At 68.3% G+C, this 15,878-nt stretch carries 15 protein-coding genes; 4 read left to right on the forward strand and 11 right to left on the reverse strand.

Annotated features, from left to right (window positions below):
- Nucleotides 1-306: 306 nt before the first annotated feature.
- The 9 genes from ABFX50_RS48200 to ABFX50_RS48240 all read right to left on the reverse strand — a co-directional run bounded on the left by ABFX50_RS48200 (nucleotide 307) and on the right by ABFX50_RS48240 (nucleotide 8,285).
- A complete protein-coding gene (locus tag ABFX50_RS48200; protein WP_346157445.1) occupies nucleotides 307-849 on the reverse strand; it encodes a hypothetical protein in 543 nt (180 codons plus the stop codon).
- The gene (locus tag ABFX50_RS48205; RefSeq protein ID WP_346157447.1) at nucleotides 840-1,637 is read right to left on the reverse strand and encodes a hypothetical protein; all 798 of its coding nucleotides are present in this window, start codon (nucleotides 1,635-1,637) and stop codon (nucleotides 840-842) included. The genes ABFX50_RS48200 and ABFX50_RS48205 overlap by 10 nt, the downstream gene beginning before the upstream one ends.
- Entirely contained in the window at nucleotides 1,634-2,017 is a 384-nt protein-coding gene (locus ABFX50_RS48210; RefSeq protein ID WP_346157450.1) for a hypothetical protein, read from the reverse strand. The genes ABFX50_RS48205 and ABFX50_RS48210 overlap by 4 nt, the downstream gene beginning before the upstream one ends.
- Before the next feature lie 158 nt (nucleotides 2,018-2,175).
- Complete coding sequence (locus tag ABFX50_RS48215; RefSeq protein WP_346157453.1) at nucleotides 2,176-2,832, reverse strand: hypothetical protein; 657 nt, start codon at nucleotides 2,830-2,832, stop codon at nucleotides 2,176-2,178.
- Between the two features lie 165 nt (nucleotides 2,833-2,997).
- The gene (locus ABFX50_RS48220; RefSeq protein WP_346157455.1) at nucleotides 2,998-3,879 is read right to left on the reverse strand and encodes an HNH endonuclease signature motif containing protein; all 882 of its coding nucleotides are present in this window, start codon (nucleotides 3,877-3,879) and stop codon (nucleotides 2,998-3,000) included.
- 424 nt (nucleotides 3,880-4,303) lie between these two features.
- Entirely contained in the window at nucleotides 4,304-5,635 is a 1,332-nt protein-coding gene (locus ABFX50_RS48225) for an AlbA family DNA-binding domain-containing protein (RefSeq protein WP_346157458.1), read from the reverse strand.
- Between the two features lie 364 nt (nucleotides 5,636-5,999).
- Complete coding sequence (locus ABFX50_RS48230; protein WP_346157460.1) at nucleotides 6,000-7,214, reverse strand: hypothetical protein; 1,215 nt, start codon at nucleotides 7,212-7,214, stop codon at nucleotides 6,000-6,002.
- A gap of 256 nt (nucleotides 7,215-7,470) precedes the next feature.
- Nucleotides 7,471-7,770 carry a hypothetical protein gene (locus ABFX50_RS48235; RefSeq protein ID WP_346157461.1) on the reverse strand — a complete coding sequence of 100 codons (300 nt, stop codon included), beginning with the start codon at nucleotides 7,768-7,770 and terminating at the stop codon, nucleotides 7,471-7,473.
- Nucleotides 7,771-8,018: 248 nt separating this feature from the next.
- Nucleotides 8,019-8,285 (reverse strand): hypothetical protein, encoded by a 267-nt coding sequence (locus ABFX50_RS48240; RefSeq protein ID WP_346157463.1) that lies wholly within the window; start codon nucleotides 8,283-8,285, stop codon nucleotides 8,019-8,021.
- Nucleotides 8,286-8,619: 334 nt separating this feature from the next.
- Here ABFX50_RS48240 and rmuC point away from each other — a divergent pair, with 334 nt between their 5' ends.
- Together rmuC and ABFX50_RS48250 are read left to right on the forward strand one after the other, a co-directional pair.
- On the forward strand, nucleotides 8,620-8,832 hold the full coding sequence (rmuC, locus tag ABFX50_RS48245) for a DNA recombination protein RmuC (RefSeq protein WP_346157464.1): 213 nt from the start codon (nucleotides 8,620-8,622) through the stop codon (nucleotides 8,830-8,832).
- 45 nt (nucleotides 8,833-8,877) lie between these two features.
- The gene (locus ABFX50_RS48250) at nucleotides 8,878-10,464 is read left to right on the forward strand and encodes a (2,3-dihydroxybenzoyl)adenylate synthase (protein WP_346157467.1); all 1,587 of its coding nucleotides are present in this window, start codon (nucleotides 8,878-8,880) and stop codon (nucleotides 10,462-10,464) included.
- A gap of 15 nt (nucleotides 10,465-10,479) precedes the next feature.
- Here ABFX50_RS48250 and ABFX50_RS48255 read toward each other — a convergent pair whose 3' ends face one another.
- Both ABFX50_RS48255 and ABFX50_RS48260 read right to left on the reverse strand, forming a co-directional pair.
- Nucleotides 10,480-10,878 carry a hypothetical protein gene (locus ABFX50_RS48255; protein WP_346157468.1) on the reverse strand — a complete coding sequence of 133 codons (399 nt, stop codon included), beginning with the start codon at nucleotides 10,876-10,878 and terminating at the stop codon, nucleotides 10,480-10,482.
- The gene (locus ABFX50_RS48260; protein WP_346157472.1) at nucleotides 10,875-13,145 is read right to left on the reverse strand and encodes an ATP-binding cassette domain-containing protein; all 2,271 of its coding nucleotides are present in this window, start codon (nucleotides 13,143-13,145) and stop codon (nucleotides 10,875-10,877) included. Before ABFX50_RS48260 ends, ABFX50_RS48255 begins: the two co-directional genes overlap by 4 nt.
- 386 nt (nucleotides 13,146-13,531) lie before the next feature.
- On the opposite strand from ABFX50_RS48260, the gene ABFX50_RS48265 reads away from it, so the two are divergent.
- Together ABFX50_RS48265 and ABFX50_RS48270 are read left to right on the forward strand one after the other, a co-directional pair.
- On the forward strand, nucleotides 13,532-14,656 hold the full coding sequence (locus ABFX50_RS48265) for an acyltransferase family protein (protein WP_346157477.1): 1,125 nt from the start codon (nucleotides 13,532-13,534) through the stop codon (nucleotides 14,654-14,656).
- 32 nt (nucleotides 14,657-14,688) lie between these two features.
- A complete protein-coding gene (locus tag ABFX50_RS48270; RefSeq protein WP_346157479.1) occupies nucleotides 14,689-15,876 on the forward strand; it encodes a cytochrome P450 in 1,188 nt (395 codons plus the stop codon).
- The last annotated feature ends 2 nt before the right edge of the window (nucleotides 15,877-15,878 follow it).

Raw genomic sequence — 15,878 nt, forward strand, 5'->3', positions numbered from 1 at the left:
AAAGAATCGAGCGTCCCGCCGACCACACAAGGAGCACCAGCCAATCTCAAGATCGTCTCTCTAGCGCCAAAATCCGGTCCGATCCTCCCCGGAGGCCACACTGAGGGCCGTGACCTGGATGTCAGCCACAGATGGCGGCGAGTGGGAGGAGCCTTACCGGCAGGCCTACTGTGGCCACGCCGCCCCCCGTCTGGCACCTGGGAGCTCCACGCCACGAAGGGTCACGGCCGACCACCGACGGCCAGCATGCGGCATCCGGGCACCCCGCAAAGAGGCTGCGGGGCGCCCGCCTGGCCCCCTGGAGGCTTACGGGCCGGGCTCGGGGCAGCAGTCGTCGGCCTTCACCGTGACCTGCATGAAGCCGCCCACGCATCCCCCGTCAGGTCCGAGCGGGCGCCACTCGCCGACGACCAGCCGCCGCTTCGGCTCGTCGGCCGTCCGGAAGCAGCAGCTGATCGCGCGGCGCATCGCGGCCGCGTCGTCCAAGACGATCTCGGCGTCGCGGGTCAGCCTGGCCGCGGACGGCGGCCGGCCGCGGTTGTCGACCTTGGCCGCGCACCGGAACGCGCCGAGCTCCAGCTGCACCGCCCACAGGTTGATCGGGCACTTCTCCGGCTCGCCCAGCCGTTGCGGCCATCTGGCGGTCGTCGGCCACATGCTGTCCACCCGAACCCACGCCTGGCCGTTGCCGTTGCCGCAGTCGCAACACAAGTCAGCGGCGACCTGCGCGCCCGGCAGGAGGCTGCAGCGGCAGGGCGCGCCCGCGGTCGTCTCCTCGAGCGCGGCGCAGAAGCAGGCGAGCAGCTCCTCCGCCAGGCCGTAGGCAGTCCGGTCGATGGTCACGGCCACGACGTCCTCCGCAGGCGCGGCCGGTCCGGCGACAGGACGCGGGAACGCTGCCGCAGCCGGTACGGGTTGACGGCGGCGAGCCACTGGTCGACTTCGATGATCCCGGTCCGGCCCTCCTCCAGAAACGTCATCGGGTCGACGAAGCCCACTGTCACGCCCTGCCGCGTGACGGTGGTCACCCGCTCGGGCAGGCGGCAGCAGTCGTCGCCGTTGCAGGCGTTCAGCAGCTCACACGCGTAGGTGGAGTAGGCGTGCATCGCCGCCTCGTCCAGCGGCAGGCCGCGCGTGTAGGTGACGGCGAAGGCGTGCCCGTCGACGTCGTCGAGCGGCGCCGTCAGGTCCGCGCACTCCGGCCAGCATCCGCCGTCGACGCGGACGAGCTCGCGGTGGTTGTCGATCCGGTACGACGAGGCCGGCAGCTGCACGCCGTCGACGATGACGCGGACGATCTCCTGGGCTGGCCCCTCCAGGTCGACCTTGCACACGTGGCAGCAGGAGCAGGCGCCCGAGCAGACCCGGCAGTTGACCCAGCCGCTGCCGGTGAGCATCGGATAGAACGGCGGCCCCATGCCGACGTCGAGCGGCCCGCCGCCGTCGCATGTCTTCCCGCACGGGCGGACGGTCAGCTCGCACACCCCGTACTGGCCGCCCGCGAGCGGCGACAGGATCTGCGCGGCGATCTTCCCGAGCCGGGCCTTCAACCCTGGGTCGGCTTCGGCCCAGCCGTCGCAGCAGCCGGGGCTGGGCTCGGGGTCCGGCCAGCAGGGCGCGTGATCGTCGAGGCTCACGGCAGCCTCATCGCGCTGTAGGGCGACCAGCCGCACTCGTGGCACACGGCGATTCCTCCGATCACGTGGGCGCCGCCGGCGTTCAGGCCGTGCACGGTGGCGGCGAGCATCGTGTCGGCGCCGCACTCGTCGCAGCGCACCTGGCGAATGCTGCCGAGCGCGGACGTCGTCACCGCCTGGCCGTCGCCGTCAAGGTCGCCGTCGGCCGAGTCTCCGTCCGGCAGCTCGTGCAGCAGCAGCTGTCGTTCGCTGTTGAGTACCGCAGCCGACAGCACCCGCACGGCGTCCTGGTGCACAGGGAGGCGCAGCGCCATGGCGACCGCGTGGACGGCGTCGACCAGGTCGTCGGGCACGTCCTGCGGCTGGATCGGGTCAGGCATGCGCGCGATCCCTCCCCCGTTGCGATTCGATCGCCGCCGGCGTCGAGGCTGGCGCGGGTAGCCCGTCAACGAGCACGTGGGTCCCTTCGTGGCGGACCGTCGATGGGGAGGGCTCCACCCGCGGGCGGTGAGGGTGGAGCCCGGTCTCGGGGCGCCTACTACGCGGCCAGCGGCTGGCAGCCGCACTGCGCGACGGGAGGCGGCACCGTGGTGAGGTGAATGTCGAGATGATCTTTCGGCCCGATGGGGGTGATCAGCGGGCCGGGGACGGCCGGGTTGGACGCGTCGGTCGGGTCCACGTCGTGAGGCCCCACACCCCAGCCGGAACCCTTCTCCGACCGGCCGGCGAGCGTGAACGTCGTCTCGCCGTTCTCGATCGTGAAGTCGCCGAGGATCATGTCCTTCAGCCACGGGATCAGGAAGTAGCCGTAGCTGGGCAGGCCGGTGACGCCGCACGTCTCCCCCGGCACCTCCGACCAGATCTCCAGTCCGACACCGCCGGCGCACAGGATGTCCTCGCCGATGCGGTTACCGACGGACGTGCCCTGCCAGTCCAGCACCGTCTCGTACCCGGACAGCAGCGTGAAGAGATCACTGTCGACACCACATAGGGTGATCTCGAAGTTGATCCACTTCAGCTGGGGGCAGTCCTTCGAGGCAATACAGATCTTGCCCGCTGCGTTTTTTAGCTCAATTTCGTCGCCTTCGGATACTTCTGGGGAGTACGAGGCCGTAATGAGCCCTTCAGTCGTGACGACCGAACAAGGCCCTACAACCGGAATGCCGCATGCATCCACCTTGGTGGCGCGCACCATGAGCCCGTGAATTGACTGCCAGCATGTCGCAGGCATCCGACGCCCCTCCGTTCGGAGTTCGCGCCCGGCCCACGACCAGCGGCTTGCTTCTCAGGTCAGGGTATCTGCCCGAGCTCCGTCCTTTCTGCAGTCAGCCGTGACGGCATGTCATCGCTCTTAGCGTTGCTACGCCGCGACTTCGTGAACCTCGACGTCCTTCCAGAACCCGACCCATTGCTCGGGGGTCATCTCACCCCTGGCCTTGATCTCCCAGTGCGCGAGCTGCATACGGCGCGTGTTCACCGACCTGGTAACTGGCTCTAGGTGTGCAGGGTTGACGCAGGCTCGAACCCTGCATAGGTGATCCAAAGTGAGACCTTCCGGGATGGGGCCAACTTCGAGCTCGAATATGGCCCTGTGAGCAAGTCGGTTGCGGGGCCCGAGGCCGTAGCCTCGATCGTTCAGCGGCCCTGTCCATATCACGCACTCGCCGACGGCTTCCCTGATCTCGCCCAGGACCTCGCGCAGCGCCAGCACGCGTGTGAGAGCGTGAGGGTCCCCGAACTTCCTATTCCTGGCGTAGTGGGCGATACACATATCCCGTGCCAGCGTGGGCTCATCGCAGCCGTCAACCGAGCAGGGGCCCTGTACGCGCTGGTACTTGGTGATGGCAGGATCGCCATACTTCTTGTATCTCGTGTAGTGCTTGACGCACCAGCCCAGGCTCTTGCTTCGATTCTCGCAGCGATCGAACTTGCACACCGGGATCTCGTCGCCGCGCGGCAGCATGGTCACCAGCGGATCGCCGTGCTTTTTCCAGCGTTCGTAGTGCTTGCCACACCATTCCATGGTCTTGCGTGGCTTCCTGCAGCCGTCCACCGCGCAGGGGATGCGGCCTCGCCGGAGCTTCATGGCATCCGGATCACCGTGCCTCTTGATCCGCAGATAGTGGACGTTGCAGAGGCCGGTCTTGTACGCAGGCGTCTCGCAACCATCGATCCTGCATGAGCGTTCGCGTTGCGGCTGGCTTGTCTGGCCGCCCGCCTTTCGCCAACGCTGGTAGTGCATCCCACACAGCGTCCTCGCCACGAGCGGGCGCCCACATTCCTCTACTGAGCACGTTTTGTTGCTCACCTGTTCGGGCCTCCTCGGCGAGTCGGGACGAAGAGGACCCGGCGCTTTTATCAGCACCGGGCCCATCCACCGAAAGACGCCCGAACTCGCGTTCTATGACGCGGTTCCAAGAGGAAGTTGGCGAGGGATCGGCGGCTCCCCTTCGAACCGGTCATCCGCTGCGCCAGCGGGCCTGGCCGCCGCTGCGTGAGCTGCACCCCATGCGCGTGCCTCGGCTGGTGCGGCCGACCGCTCCGGGTGGCGACCAGAACGAGTGCGGATGCAGGATCCGCACTGGGGCTGGCGGCCGCTGGGTGCGCACCGGTGCGGGGCGCGGGCGGCGCTTTGATTAAAGATCTTTATCCGATCGGCGGGCGGCCTACCTCAGCGCCGCGTCTGTGACGTTGATCCCGTGCTTTTCGGCCCACCATCTGATTTCTTCCTGAGGGCCGCGGTTGGACCAGTACGGCAACCGCACCTCGCCAGCCTGCGAAATTTGTAGGGTCTCGGCCAGGCCGAACCCTTGGAAGAACTCCGTCGACAAGAGTGCCGCGGTGCTCACCAACTCAGGACCGGCGACCAGATGATCGACCAGCGCTGCCGCAGTCGCGGGCCGGAAGGATGTCACCGATGCGGGATGCCCCAGAGCATCTCTGAACCCTCTTGGGTGCAACAGCCGAGACTGGACAGCAGAATCGGCTGGCGTGAGAGTAGCCCTCAGAGAGACGTGGCCGGCCACGTTGGCACGTTCCCTGGCGTGCTCGGCAAGCAGCAGTACACCTGCCAGGATGCTCTCCACCAGGAGCTCATCGTGGAGGTCGTACGTCGACGACTCGTCGCCGCCGAACCTGGGACAGGCCGCAAATACGCCCGCTCCGTCGTCGTACAGGAGAGCGGTTGCAGCCCGTGCCCCGACAACTTGACCCCACTGGTCATCAACGACGAACCGACGCTGACCCAGCGTGACGCGCTGCCAATTCGACATGCGGCTCACGAGCCAGGGGCTCGCGCCCATGTAGCTGTTGCGCACATGAGAGAAGGTGGTGGCGTTGACCGGAGCTTCGCCCGGATGATCTGGTACGAGCGAGATAAGGACCCACGGATAGTCGTGGGTGATGTGGTAGCTGACGTCTTGTTCGATCTCGTCGGCGCGAGCGCGCTGATCGCGGCGGGCAACATCTCGGCGGTGGTAGGCCGTTTCGATCTCCGGTTCGGTGAGATATCCGATGGTCGTACCGATGCGGCGCGGGTAGCGGTAACCGTCGCTGACCGGCACGGCGTACGGCTGACGCGGTCCTGCTGCGACGGAGATGACGTAGCAGCCGAAGCCGGGCTTGGCTGGATTCTCCACCGGGATGATCTCGAAGGTGGGCAAGGGTGCGGTGCCTGAGGCGATGATTTGCAGCATGCGGGTGAACTCGGCGTCGGACAGGGCGACGTCGCAGAAGTCCTTTGCGCGGCCTTGCTCGTCTTCGTCGATGCCAAGGATGAGCAGGCCGCCGCGGGTGCTGGCCAGCGCGGCGACATCGGTGGACAGGGAGCGCTTGTCCTTGTCGGTGTTGCCGTACAGGTCGCGCTTGTAGTCGAGATCTTCGGCCTCGGGCACCTGCCCATCGATGAGGAGCTGGAGGTGGGCGTACTCGAGCACGTCGCGGTCGATGAGGCTTCCACCGAGAAGGGCTTCGAGTCGGGGGGATCTCTGGACGGTCATGAGAGGGGAGAGTAGACCTTCGGTACGACGAACGTCCGCGTTCGTTGCCCTTGTGCGGGATCGATCGAATCCGCCATCTACCCGGGGCGCACGGCCCAGCCGCCGAGGCCGACGAACACGGCTCCGCCGGGCAGGCGGATACGCCGGAACCGCACCTGCTGCTCAGCGCTGTGATGCGTCCACCCGTTCGCGAACGCCGGGTTGCCGGCGGTCCCGACGACGCGCCATGCCTCGGCTCGCGTGCCACGCCTACTGGGAGAACGGGTGGGCGGACAAGACGTCGCTGGAGAAGATCGCCCGAGAGAAGTTCCGGTCCAGTATGTAAGGCTTCCGCTCGGCGGGCATGCCAGGCTGCGGGTTCACCTCAATCAGTGTTAGCGATCCAATGCGCTTGAGGCGGCTCACCCTCGATACCCATGTCAGGCTGGAAGCCTGCCCGCGTGATGGCCATGCCGTCTACCGCATCCTGCAACTCGCTGAGGATCCTGTCGGGCTGAGTGGTCAAGATCGGATTACGACGAAGTGCTTCCACTTCGAGCTGGCTCAGCTCACGCCGCACCACAACACCCGCGTGCTTCACAACGAGCATCGTCCCATGATGGATGATCGCCGACTCGGTGCCCGCCAGTGCTTCCATCACCTTCGCGAACGCGTCGGCCTCCATCTGGTTCACTTCGGCTTGGCGGGTGTCGAACCCGTACAGCCCGGCCGCGCGGCCGGCCAAAGCCACCCCTTCGTCAAGGTGGTCTTCGACCTCCTCCTTCGCCCGCGTGAGGAACATGCGCCAGAAGGACCCAAGCACCGGCTTGCTCCGAAGCTTGATCTCTCTGCCTTGAGCCTCCAGCCATTCCTCCACCGCTGCTTCCACCGCGGGCTGCGAGCGCTCGTCGCTGAGATAGACCGTCAAAGGGGAGTATCTGCTATCCGAATCCTGCTGCGCGTAGATCTTCCGTGCCTCATGGTCGTAGTCGAGCATCTTCTGCAGTAAATCGTCAAAGACGTAATTCTCAGGCGGCATCTCGAGCACGTAAGGCTCGAGATCGGAAAGATCTGCCGCTCTCATGGACGCCCGGCTGCGGAGCGTGAGCGGTCGCTCGCTGAACCGAACTCTCCTCCTCCCCGCGTCCTCCAAGTCGTGGTTCCGCGCCAACTCGAGGGCCAGAACCCAGGGCGTGATCTGCCGAGCTGAGAGACTCGCCTTACGCAGTTTCCGCTCCATCGAACTTCGGGTAGGAAGCTCACCGAGATCCAATTTCAAGGCACCAGACAGCTCCGCATCATCGATAAGGACGCGAACGAGACGGGCGAGTATTTGCGCAGGCTTCTTGTCTAGAGGCTGGCGGGACACGAGGGCCCGTAGAAAGTCCAAGGCGGTCTGCCACACCACGACGTCAGAAGCCTCGGTTGCTGGGTCGATCGAGAGCAGAAGCAGCGCAAGTTCTACCGGACTGGGCTGGTCCTTGCCCTCGAAGTAGTCAGCAAGCTTGTCAGTCGTGATGCCGAGCCGCGCGGCAAGGGCACCTAGAGGTATCGAATCCGTCTTCCCCTCATACAGGCCCTTGAGCTCGAAAGCGAACATGCGAGCAGGAGGGACCCGCCCTGATCTACGAGACTTAACAGTCATGAGGCTCCTTAGTTGAGGTACATCCCATCGTGACCTACGTGCCGAAACTTGTCAGGCAGCCCTAGGAATTCGATTCTTCGGTTCGGCCCCTGAGGAGTCTGAGTGTAGAAATTGGCGGTAGCGATGATCATGGTTTCCTGCCGCAGCTGCCGTGCTCGGCTTAGCCATTGGCGCCCTTACCGCCTGCCGCAGCGAGTGGCCTTCTTCGAGGTCAATCTCTGCGAATGAAGGCTGGCCGCTGGCCTGCGCGAAGCTCCTGCAGGTCGGGGATGTGGTTGCAGAGGGTGCCGACCGAGACGCCGAGCAGCTTGGCGATGGAGGTGACCGAGCGTTCGGGGTCGGGCAGCAGGTCGCGCGCGGCTTTGAGGGCTTCGGGGACCACGATGGGGCGGCCGCCGGTGCGGCCGCGGGCACGCGCGGCGGCCAGGCCCTCGTGGGTGCCGGGCACGATGAGCTCGCGGATGAACTCGGCCAAGGCGGCGAAGACGGCCCCCGTTCGGGTCCGCGTCACCAGCCGCAAAGTAACGCTGAGTAACCGTCGCTACCTTTTGTGGCCGCGGGGTCGTTCCTCAGGGAGGGGTTAGGGCCCGACCAGGGCGGTGATCAGTTTGCGCGCTGCTGCTTTGGTCAAACGCCGCAGTGCCTGACCGGCCTTCTCGTCAGTTCCGCGCGGCGCGATCTCGGTTCCTTGGACCACGATGTTGAACGCGGCATCGAATCGCTCGCGTCCTACCCTTCCGACCAGGGTGGTGAGGTACTTCAGTTGCTTGTCGGTGGCTGGCTCTGGCGCAGCTGTGGCGCAGCTGTGGCTGGACGTTCCCGACGCGCCGCAGGGTCGGCATCGGTCCTTTTGCGATCTTTGGGTGCGGCCTGGCTCCGGTCGGCGATCTTCACCGACTCGACCCAGCCCGTGCCGGGCTTGCCGGTGACGGCCTTCCAGAGAGCATCGGTGGTCAGTGCGGATTCGTCGACGTCCTCGGTCAGGCCCGGGCCGATCAGGGCAACCCAGCCGGTGCCGGAGCGCACCACGGTGAATTCGGCCGGTTCGGCGTGCTCGGTGACCCAGTTCAGGCCGCACCCGCAGTGGGTGTCATGGTAGCGGCGCCACTTCGAGCCCTGGCCGAGGGGCTCGACGGCATGGGGGTGACCACCCTGCTGGAGCGGAAGAGGATCACCCAGCGGGGGGTATCCGGCCGCTCCTGGTTGCGTCGTCTATTTAGGCCGTTTGCCGAATCCCGTTGATCGGGGAGGGATATCGTTGCTGGGTCGCCCGCGCAGAGAGTACGACGCCCCGCCAGTGCACCCGTCGATGTCCCCACTTTGGCTTCTCCCCGCGCCAGGCGATGATCAGGTCCCTCCGGTGATCCACCTGTTCGGCGACAAGCACGTCGTCGTGGACTCCAAGGTTCCGATGGCCGCTTTCATGGCCGCGATCGAGGCCGCAGATGAGGCCGAGGCAGACAAGCATTGGGCCGACCACGCCCGGCAGCTGCGCCAGCACGTGAACGCCCGTGGGAACAACCGGGCGAAAGATGTCGGCAAGACCTCGGCCCCCGCCAGGGCGGCGCTGTGAGCATGTGAGCAAGAGAAGCTGCCCCCTGCCTGAAGGGAAGCGATCATGCTCGACGGCTTCGTCTCGTGGCCGGAGCACCTCGCCGAGGAGTACCGCCGAACCGGGTACTGGCTCGGGCGTCCGCTCGGCGACCTGCTCCACGAGTCCTGCGCGCGGCACGCCGACCGCGTGGCCGTCGTCTGCGGCGAGCGCAGGATGACCTACGCCGAGCTGTCGCGGGCGGCGAACCGGATGGCGTACGGCCTGCTGGAGCTGGGCGTCAAGCCGCTGGACCGGGTCGTGGTGCAGCTGCCGAACGTCCCGGAGTTCGTCGTGCTGCTCTTCGCGCTGCTGCGCGCCGGCGCCATCCCCGTCCTGGCGCTGCCCGGGCACCGCCGGGCCGAGATCACGAGCGTGCACGCCCATGCGGGCGCGGTGGCGTATGCGATCAAGGACGAGTTCGGCGGCTTTGACTACCGCGGGCTCGCCCGGGAGCTCCCCTCGCCCGGGCACGTGCTGGTCAGCGGCGAGGCGCAGGAGTTCATCGCCCTCGACACGCTGGAGGGGGGCGAGCGGGAGCTGCCCGAGGCCGACCCGGGCGATCCGGCGCTGTTCCTGCTGTCCGGCGGGACGACCGGGCTGCCCAAGCTGATCCCGCGCACGCACGACGACTACGGCTACTGCATGCGGGCGACGGCCGCGGCGATGCGGGCCGGCTCCGACCTGGTGTACCTGGCGGTCAACCCGGCGGCGCACAACGCGGCTCTCGGCTGCCCGGGGGTGCTGGGCAGCCTGCTGCTCGGCGGCAAGGCCGTCCTCACCTCCAGCGTGCGGTCCGACGAGGTCTTCCCACTGGTCGAGCGGGAGGGTGTCACCGTGACCACGATCGTGCCCGCGGTGCTGCGGCTGTGGGCGGACGCCGGGCCGCACGGGCACGACCTGTCCCGGCTCACGCTGCAGGTCGGCAGCGCCCCGCTGGATCCCGCGCTGGCGCGGCGGGCTCGCAAGGCCCTGGGGTGCGGGCTGACCCGGTGGTTCGGCCTCAGCGAGGGCTTGCTCACCCACACCCGGCTGGACGATCCCGAGGAAGTGATCGACAACACCGAGGGCCAGCCGCTCGCGGAGGCCGACGAGATCCTGGTCGTGGCCCCGTCCGGGGAGCCGGTGCCCGACGGGGAGGCCGGCGAGCTGCTGGTACGCGGCCCGTACACGATCCGCGGCTACTACCGAGCGCCGGAGCACAACGCGCGCTCGTTCGCCCCCGGCGGGTACTTCCGCACCGGCGACCTGGTCCGGCGGCGGCTCGACGGCAACCTCGTGGTCGTGGGCAGGGTCAAGGACGTGATCAACCGCGCGGGCGAGAAGATCTCTCCTGACGAGGTGGAGCGCTGCCTGCTCACGCACCCGGCGGTGCGGGACGCGGCCGTGCTCGGCGTGACGGACAATGCGCTCGGCGAGCGCACCTACGCCTTCCTCGTGCTGGGCGACGACGTCCGCCCGCCCGCGGTGAAGGCGCACCTGCGCGAGCGCGGCCTGGCCACGTACAAGATCCCGGATCGGATCGTGCCGGTGGCGGAGCTGCCGCGCACTCCCATGGGCAAGATAGACAAGAAGGCGCTGCGCGACGGCGTCACCACCCGGCGCGCCTCCTGAACGCGCGGCGCCGGGTCAGGCGCGGGCGGCCCTGCGGGCGCGGTCACGCAGCCGGCGGGCCGCCAGGTGGATAGTCGAGAAGTGCCGGGCGGCGTTGGCCCGCATCGGCACGGGGATGTCGGTGAGCCCCCGGTAGAGCACGCACGACAGCTGCAGGTAGCTCATGAACAGCGCGAGCTCGTCCACCAGCGGATCCGGCCGCCCGTCGGCGGTCACCGCCAGCGGCCCCCGCCAGCCGTCCACCAGCTCCAGCAGGGCCCGCTGCCGCTCGACCAGGACGGGCAGCACCTCGCCGACCGGGTAGGGGCCGGAGCCGCGCATGGGGTGCGCGGCCAGCACGGCGGCGATCGCGTCGGCCGCCTCGCCGACCGTGTCCGCGAGGCGGCGCCGGACGGTGTCGGGTGTGGTGGTCATGGCGTGCTCCCTTCCAGAGCCCGGCGCAGGTGGAGCGCGGTCGGCGAGCCGGCGACGTCGAGCAGCCCGGCGGGCGGGCCCTGGTAGAGCAGCCGGCCGCCGCGGCTGCCGCCCTCGGGGCCGAGCTCGATCAGCCAGTCGGCGTGCGCGACCACGTCGAGGTTGTGCTCGATCACCACCACGGTGGCGGCGTAGGAGTCGACCAGCCGGTCCAGCGTGCCGAGCAGCCGCTCCACGTCGGCCAGGTGCAGCCCGCTGGTGGGCTCGTCGAGGACGTAGGTGGCGCTGCGGTTGCTCAGGTGGCCGGCGAGCTTGATGCGCTGGCACTCACCGCCGGACAGGCTGGTGAGCGGCTGGCCGAGCCGCAGGTAGTCGAGCCCGACGTCGCCGACCGCGGTCAGCACGGGCACGATCTTGCGGTTGGCGGCGAAGAACTCGCGGCCCTCGGCCACGGTCAGCTCCAGCACGTCGCTGATATCGAGGCCGCGCAGCTTGTAGCCGAGCACCTCGTCGATGAACCGTTTGCCGTTGCAAGTCTGGCACGTGAGCGTCACGCCCTCCAGCGAGGCGAGGTCGGTGAACACCACGCCGAGGCCGTTGCAGGTCGGGCAGGCGCCGGAGGAGTTGGCGCTGAATAGCGCGGGGCTCACGCGGTGCGCCTTGGCGAACTCGGCGCGGATCGCGTCGGCGATGCCGGTGTGGGTGCTGACGGTGGAGCGCCGGTTGGCGTGCGGCATCGACTGGTCGACGATCACCGCCTCCGGATGCTGGGCGCGGAAGGCGCCGTTGATCAGGCTGGACTTGCCCGCGCCCGCCACACCGCAGAGCACGGTGAGCGCCCGCTCGGGGATCTCGACGGTGAGGTCGCGCAGGTTGTGCATCCGGGCGTGCGCCACCGTAAGCATGCCCGCCGGGGTGCGTACGCGCTCCTTCAGCCGGGTGGCGCCGGTCATGCACCTGCCGGTGAGCGTGCCGGAGCCGGCCAGCTCCGTGACCTGGCCGGCGAAGACGACCTTGCCGCCCGCCGCGCCCGCGCCGGGGCCGATGTCGATCACGTAGTCGGCGGCGGCGATCACGTCGCGGTCGTGCTCCACCACCAGGACCGTGTTGCCCTGGTCGCGCAGCGCGTGCAGCAGGTGCGTCAGCCGGTGCACGTCGCGCGGGTGCAGGCCCATGCTGGGCTCGTCGAAGACGTACAGCATGTCGTTGAGGCTGCCGGACAGGTGACGGACGATCTTCACCCGCTGCGACTCGCCGCCCGACAGGGTGGCGGTGCGGCGCTCCAGGCTGAGGTAGCCGAGGCCGATCTTCACCAGATGGCCCACCCGCGAGATCAGCGCCTCGATCACCGGCTTGGCCTGCGGCAGGTCGAGCGCGCGCAGGACGCCCACCAGCTCCTCGACCTCCATCGCGGCGTAGTCGGCGATGTTGCGGCCGTCGATCTTGCAGTCCAGGGCGAGCGCCGACAGCCGGGTGCCGCCGCAGACCGGGCAGGGCACCGAGGTGACGAAGCGGGCGACCATCTGCTTGGTGCGGGCGCCGAGCTCGCGGTCCGCCTGCACGAAGCGGCGGCGAAACTTCACCACCGCGCCCTCGTAGGCCATGTTGACCCGCTGCCCGCCCACCTCGATCGGCACCGTGCCTTCCGTGCCGTGCAGCAGCTCCTCGCGCTCGGCCGGCGTGAAGTCCGCGACCGGCTTCTCCGGGTCGAAACGGCCGGAGGCGGTCAGGAGGTACCAGTCACGCGAGCCGACCTCGAAGACCGGCGCGCGCAGGGCGCCCTCGTTGAGCGACTTCGCCGGGTCGAGGAAGGCGTCCATGTCGATGCCGACGACCTCGCCCAGGCCCTCGCACTCGGGGCACATGCCGGCCGGCATGTTGAAGGAGAACGCGTCGGCGTAGCCGACGAACGGCTCGCCCGCGCGGGAGAACAGCAGCCGCAGCAGCGGCGCGATGTCGGTGATGGTGCCGACCGTGGAGCGCGGCCCGCCGGAAAGCGGCCGCTGATCCACCGCCACGGTGGCCGGCAAATGCTCGATCAGATCGAAATCCGGGCGGGCGGAGCTGGGCAGGAAATTACGGACAAATGCCGGCAGCGTCTCATTCCATTGCCGTTGCGCCTCGACCGCCACGGTATCGAAAACCAGCGACGACTTTCCTGATCCGGATACTCCGGTGACGACCGTCAGTGTTCGTTTGGGGATCTCCACGTCCACGGTGTCCAGGTTGTGCTCCCGAGCGCCGACCACCCGGATCCATTCCGGCACCGATGCGATGTTCACGCGCCGTTCAGCATTCACGACTTCGACCCTATCATTGAAGCTTTATGTTGAGAGTGTGCTGCTTCCAGCCCCGGAAAACGCGGGACGAGCGGGCGCGAACTCTCAACCGGCATATCGCCGCCGTCTCTGCCAGCGTAAAGAGGCGGCGCGCGCCGCTCAACACCCCGGGCGCGTTGACGAGCGGAAGCGCGGCGTGGAAACAATGAATCGCCGCGTCGGGCCGTGGGACCGCGACGCGTTTCATTCGTTTCGAGCGTGCTCGCGCACCCGAATCGCCGCGTTTCCGGCGGCCGAGAACGGATGTCCTGTCGCCGGGACACCCTCCGACGAGTCCCCCATGGACAAGTCCCGCAAGCGAGAGGGAGAATCGCATGACCTCCACGACCGTCTCCAGCCGTTTACCGTCGCTGACCGGCTTGCGTTTCGTCGCCGCGTTCTGCGTCCTGCTCGAACACCTCAACATCATCGCGGTGTTCGTCCCGCCGGCGCGGGTGGCGGTGTCGTTCTTCTTCGTGCTGAGCGGCTTCGTCCTCACCTGGTCCTCCCGGCCGGGCGACACGTCCGGGTCGTTCTGGCGGCGCAGGTTCTGGAAGATCTTTCCCAACCACACGGTGAGCTGGGCGCTGATGCTGGTCATCCTGACCGTCACCGGCGTCTCGCTGGTGCCGGGAGTGCTGCCGCCGGGGCCGACGCCGCCCCTGCCCGCCGCCGCCAACCTGACGCTGCTGCACTCGTGGGTGCCCTCGTTCGACTACATGTTCAGCGTCAACCCGGTGAGCTGGTCGCTGAGCAGCGAGATGCTCTTCTACCTGCTGTTCCCCGCGCTGCTGCCGCTGGTGCTGCGCATCCCGGCGCGGCGGCTGGTCCTCGCTGCCGTGGGGCTGGTGGCGCTGGCCTGGCTGATCCCGCTGGTGTCGCTGACCTTCTCCGGCCCCGAGCTCATGCCCGGGCTGCTGCAAAGCCAGTACTGGTTCGCCTACTTCTTCCCGCCCGCCCGGCTCCCGGAGTTCGTGCTCGGCATGGTGCTGGCCCGGATGGTGATCCACGGCTTCACCCCGCGGCTGGGCGTGGCGCTGACCGGCGCCGCCACGTTGCTGTTCCTGTTCGTCGCGACGGTCACGGGGCTGCCCGCGGCGTTCATGTTCGCGGCCGTGACCGTCGTGCCGGTGGCCCTGGTGGTGCTGGGCGGCGCCTCCATGGACGTCCGGCACGCGCGCTCGCTGTGGGCCACCCGGGTCATGGTGTTCCTCGGCGAGATCTCCTTCGCGCTCTACCTCATCCACCCGCTGGTGAACCTGGTCTTCAACCAGCTCACGCAGGGCCGGGTCCGGGCGGCGCTCGGCGACGCCGGCACGAACGTCATCGTCATCGCGCTCTGCCTGGTGGCCGCCTGGGTCCTGTACCGGACCGTGGAACGGCCGCTCATGCGGCGGTTCGGCTCCTCACGGCCGGCCGCCGCCCCGCCCCTCGAAACCTCCCGGGCCCAGGAGGCCTGACCCCCCGTCCACCTTCGACGACAAGGACCGGCATGACCACGACATCCGCACAGTGGGACACCGACGAACGCCAGTTCTGGCTCCGCGGCGAGCAGCCCGCGGCCTGGGTCGACTTCGACGAGGCCATCGGCGTCTGGCGGGTCTTCGGCTACCCCGAGGCCCTGCGCGCCTTCACCGAGATCGACACCTTCTCCTCCAACACCGAGCGGCTGGCGCCGATGGAGGTCCAGTACACCGAGGGCAACCTCGTGGAGATGGACCCGCCACAGCACGGCAAGCTCCGCAAGCTGGTCACGCACGCCTTCACCCCGCGCGTGGTGGCCAACCTGGAGCCCCGCGTCCGGGAGATCACGAACGAGCTGCTCGACGCGACCGGCGGGTCAGGACGCATCGAGCTGATCAACGACCTGGCCTACCCGCTGCCGGTCATCGTCATCTGCGAGCTGCTGGGCATCCCCGCCGACGACCGCCACCTGTTCAAGCGCTGGGTGGACGAGATGATGGCGCAGACGCACGAGTACTCCTTCTCCGAGCCCAACGAGCTGCAGGAAAACAGCATGCAGCACGCCATGGAGCAGATGGGCCGGCTCGTGGACTACATCTGCGAGCACGCCGAGGACCGGCGCCGCACACCCCGGGAGGACCTGCTCAGCAGCCTCGTCCACGCCGAGGTGGACGGCCGGCGGATGAGCAACAACGAGGTCGCCATCTTCGCCAACTCGCTGCTGGTGAACGGGCACCTGACCACCACGATGCTGCTGGGCAACTCCGTGCTGTGCCTGGACGCCCACCCCGAGCAGTTCGCCGAGGTGCGCGCCGACCGCTCGAAGATCCCCGGCGCGATCGAGGAGGCCCTGCGCTTCGTCACCCCCGCGCCGGTGCTCGGTCGCGCCACGCTGCGCGAGACCGAGCTCGGCGGCTGCACCATCCCCGCCGACCAGATCATCCAGGTCTGGGTGGGCGCGGCGAACCGCGACCCCCGCCAGTTCGACCGGCCGGACGTGTACGACCTCCACCGCGACCCCAACCCGCACCTAACCTTCGGGCGCGGCATCCACTTCTGCGTCGGCGCGGGCCTCGCGCGCCTGGAGAGCCGCGTGGTGATGGACATCCTGCTCGACCGCTACAAGAGCGTGCGCAGCGACCCGGACGAGCCGCCGGCGTTCCTCACCAACCCGTACGTCACGGCCCTGCGCTCGTTCCCGCTGCTGGTCGCCTGAAG

The organism is Nonomuraea recticatena, from assembly GCF_039533245.1.
Classification (GTDB): Bacteria; Actinomycetota; Actinomycetes; order Streptosporangiales; family Streptosporangiaceae; genus Nonomuraea; species Nonomuraea roseola.

Excerpts from the sequence above, each read along its gene's own strand:
- ABFX50_RS48225 (WP_346157458.1), bottom strand. The coding sequence starts at position 5,635 with ATGACCGTCCAGAGATCCCCCCGACTCGAAGCCCTTCTCGGTGGAAGC.
- ABFX50_RS48215 (WP_346157453.1), bottom strand. The coding sequence starts at position 2,832 with ATGGTGCGCGCCACCAAGGTGGATGCATGCGGCATTCCGGTTGTAGGG.
- ABFX50_RS48255 (WP_346157468.1), bottom strand. The coding sequence starts at position 10,878 with ATGACCACCACACCCGACACCGTCCGGCGCCGCCTCGCGGACACGGTC.
- ABFX50_RS48210 (WP_346157450.1), bottom strand. The coding sequence starts at position 2,017 with ATGCCTGACCCGATCCAGCCGCAGGACGTGCCCGACGACCTGGTCGAC.
- ABFX50_RS48265 (WP_346157477.1), top strand. The coding sequence starts at position 13,532 with ATGACCTCCACGACCGTCTCCAGCCGTTTACCGTCGCTGACCGGCTTG.
- ABFX50_RS48270 (WP_346157479.1), top strand. The coding sequence starts at position 14,689 with ATGACCACGACATCCGCACAGTGGGACACCGACGAACGCCAGTTCTGG.
- ABFX50_RS48230 (WP_346157460.1), bottom strand. The coding sequence starts at position 7,214 with ATGTTCGCTTTCGAGCTCAAGGGCCTGTATGAGGGGAAGACGGATTCG.
- ABFX50_RS48250 (WP_346157467.1), top strand. The coding sequence starts at position 8,878 with ATGCTCGACGGCTTCGTCTCGTGGCCGGAGCACCTCGCCGAGGAGTAC.
- ABFX50_RS48220 (WP_346157455.1), bottom strand. The coding sequence starts at position 3,879 with ATGCACTACCAGCGTTGGCGAAAGGCGGGCGGCCAGACAAGCCAGCCG.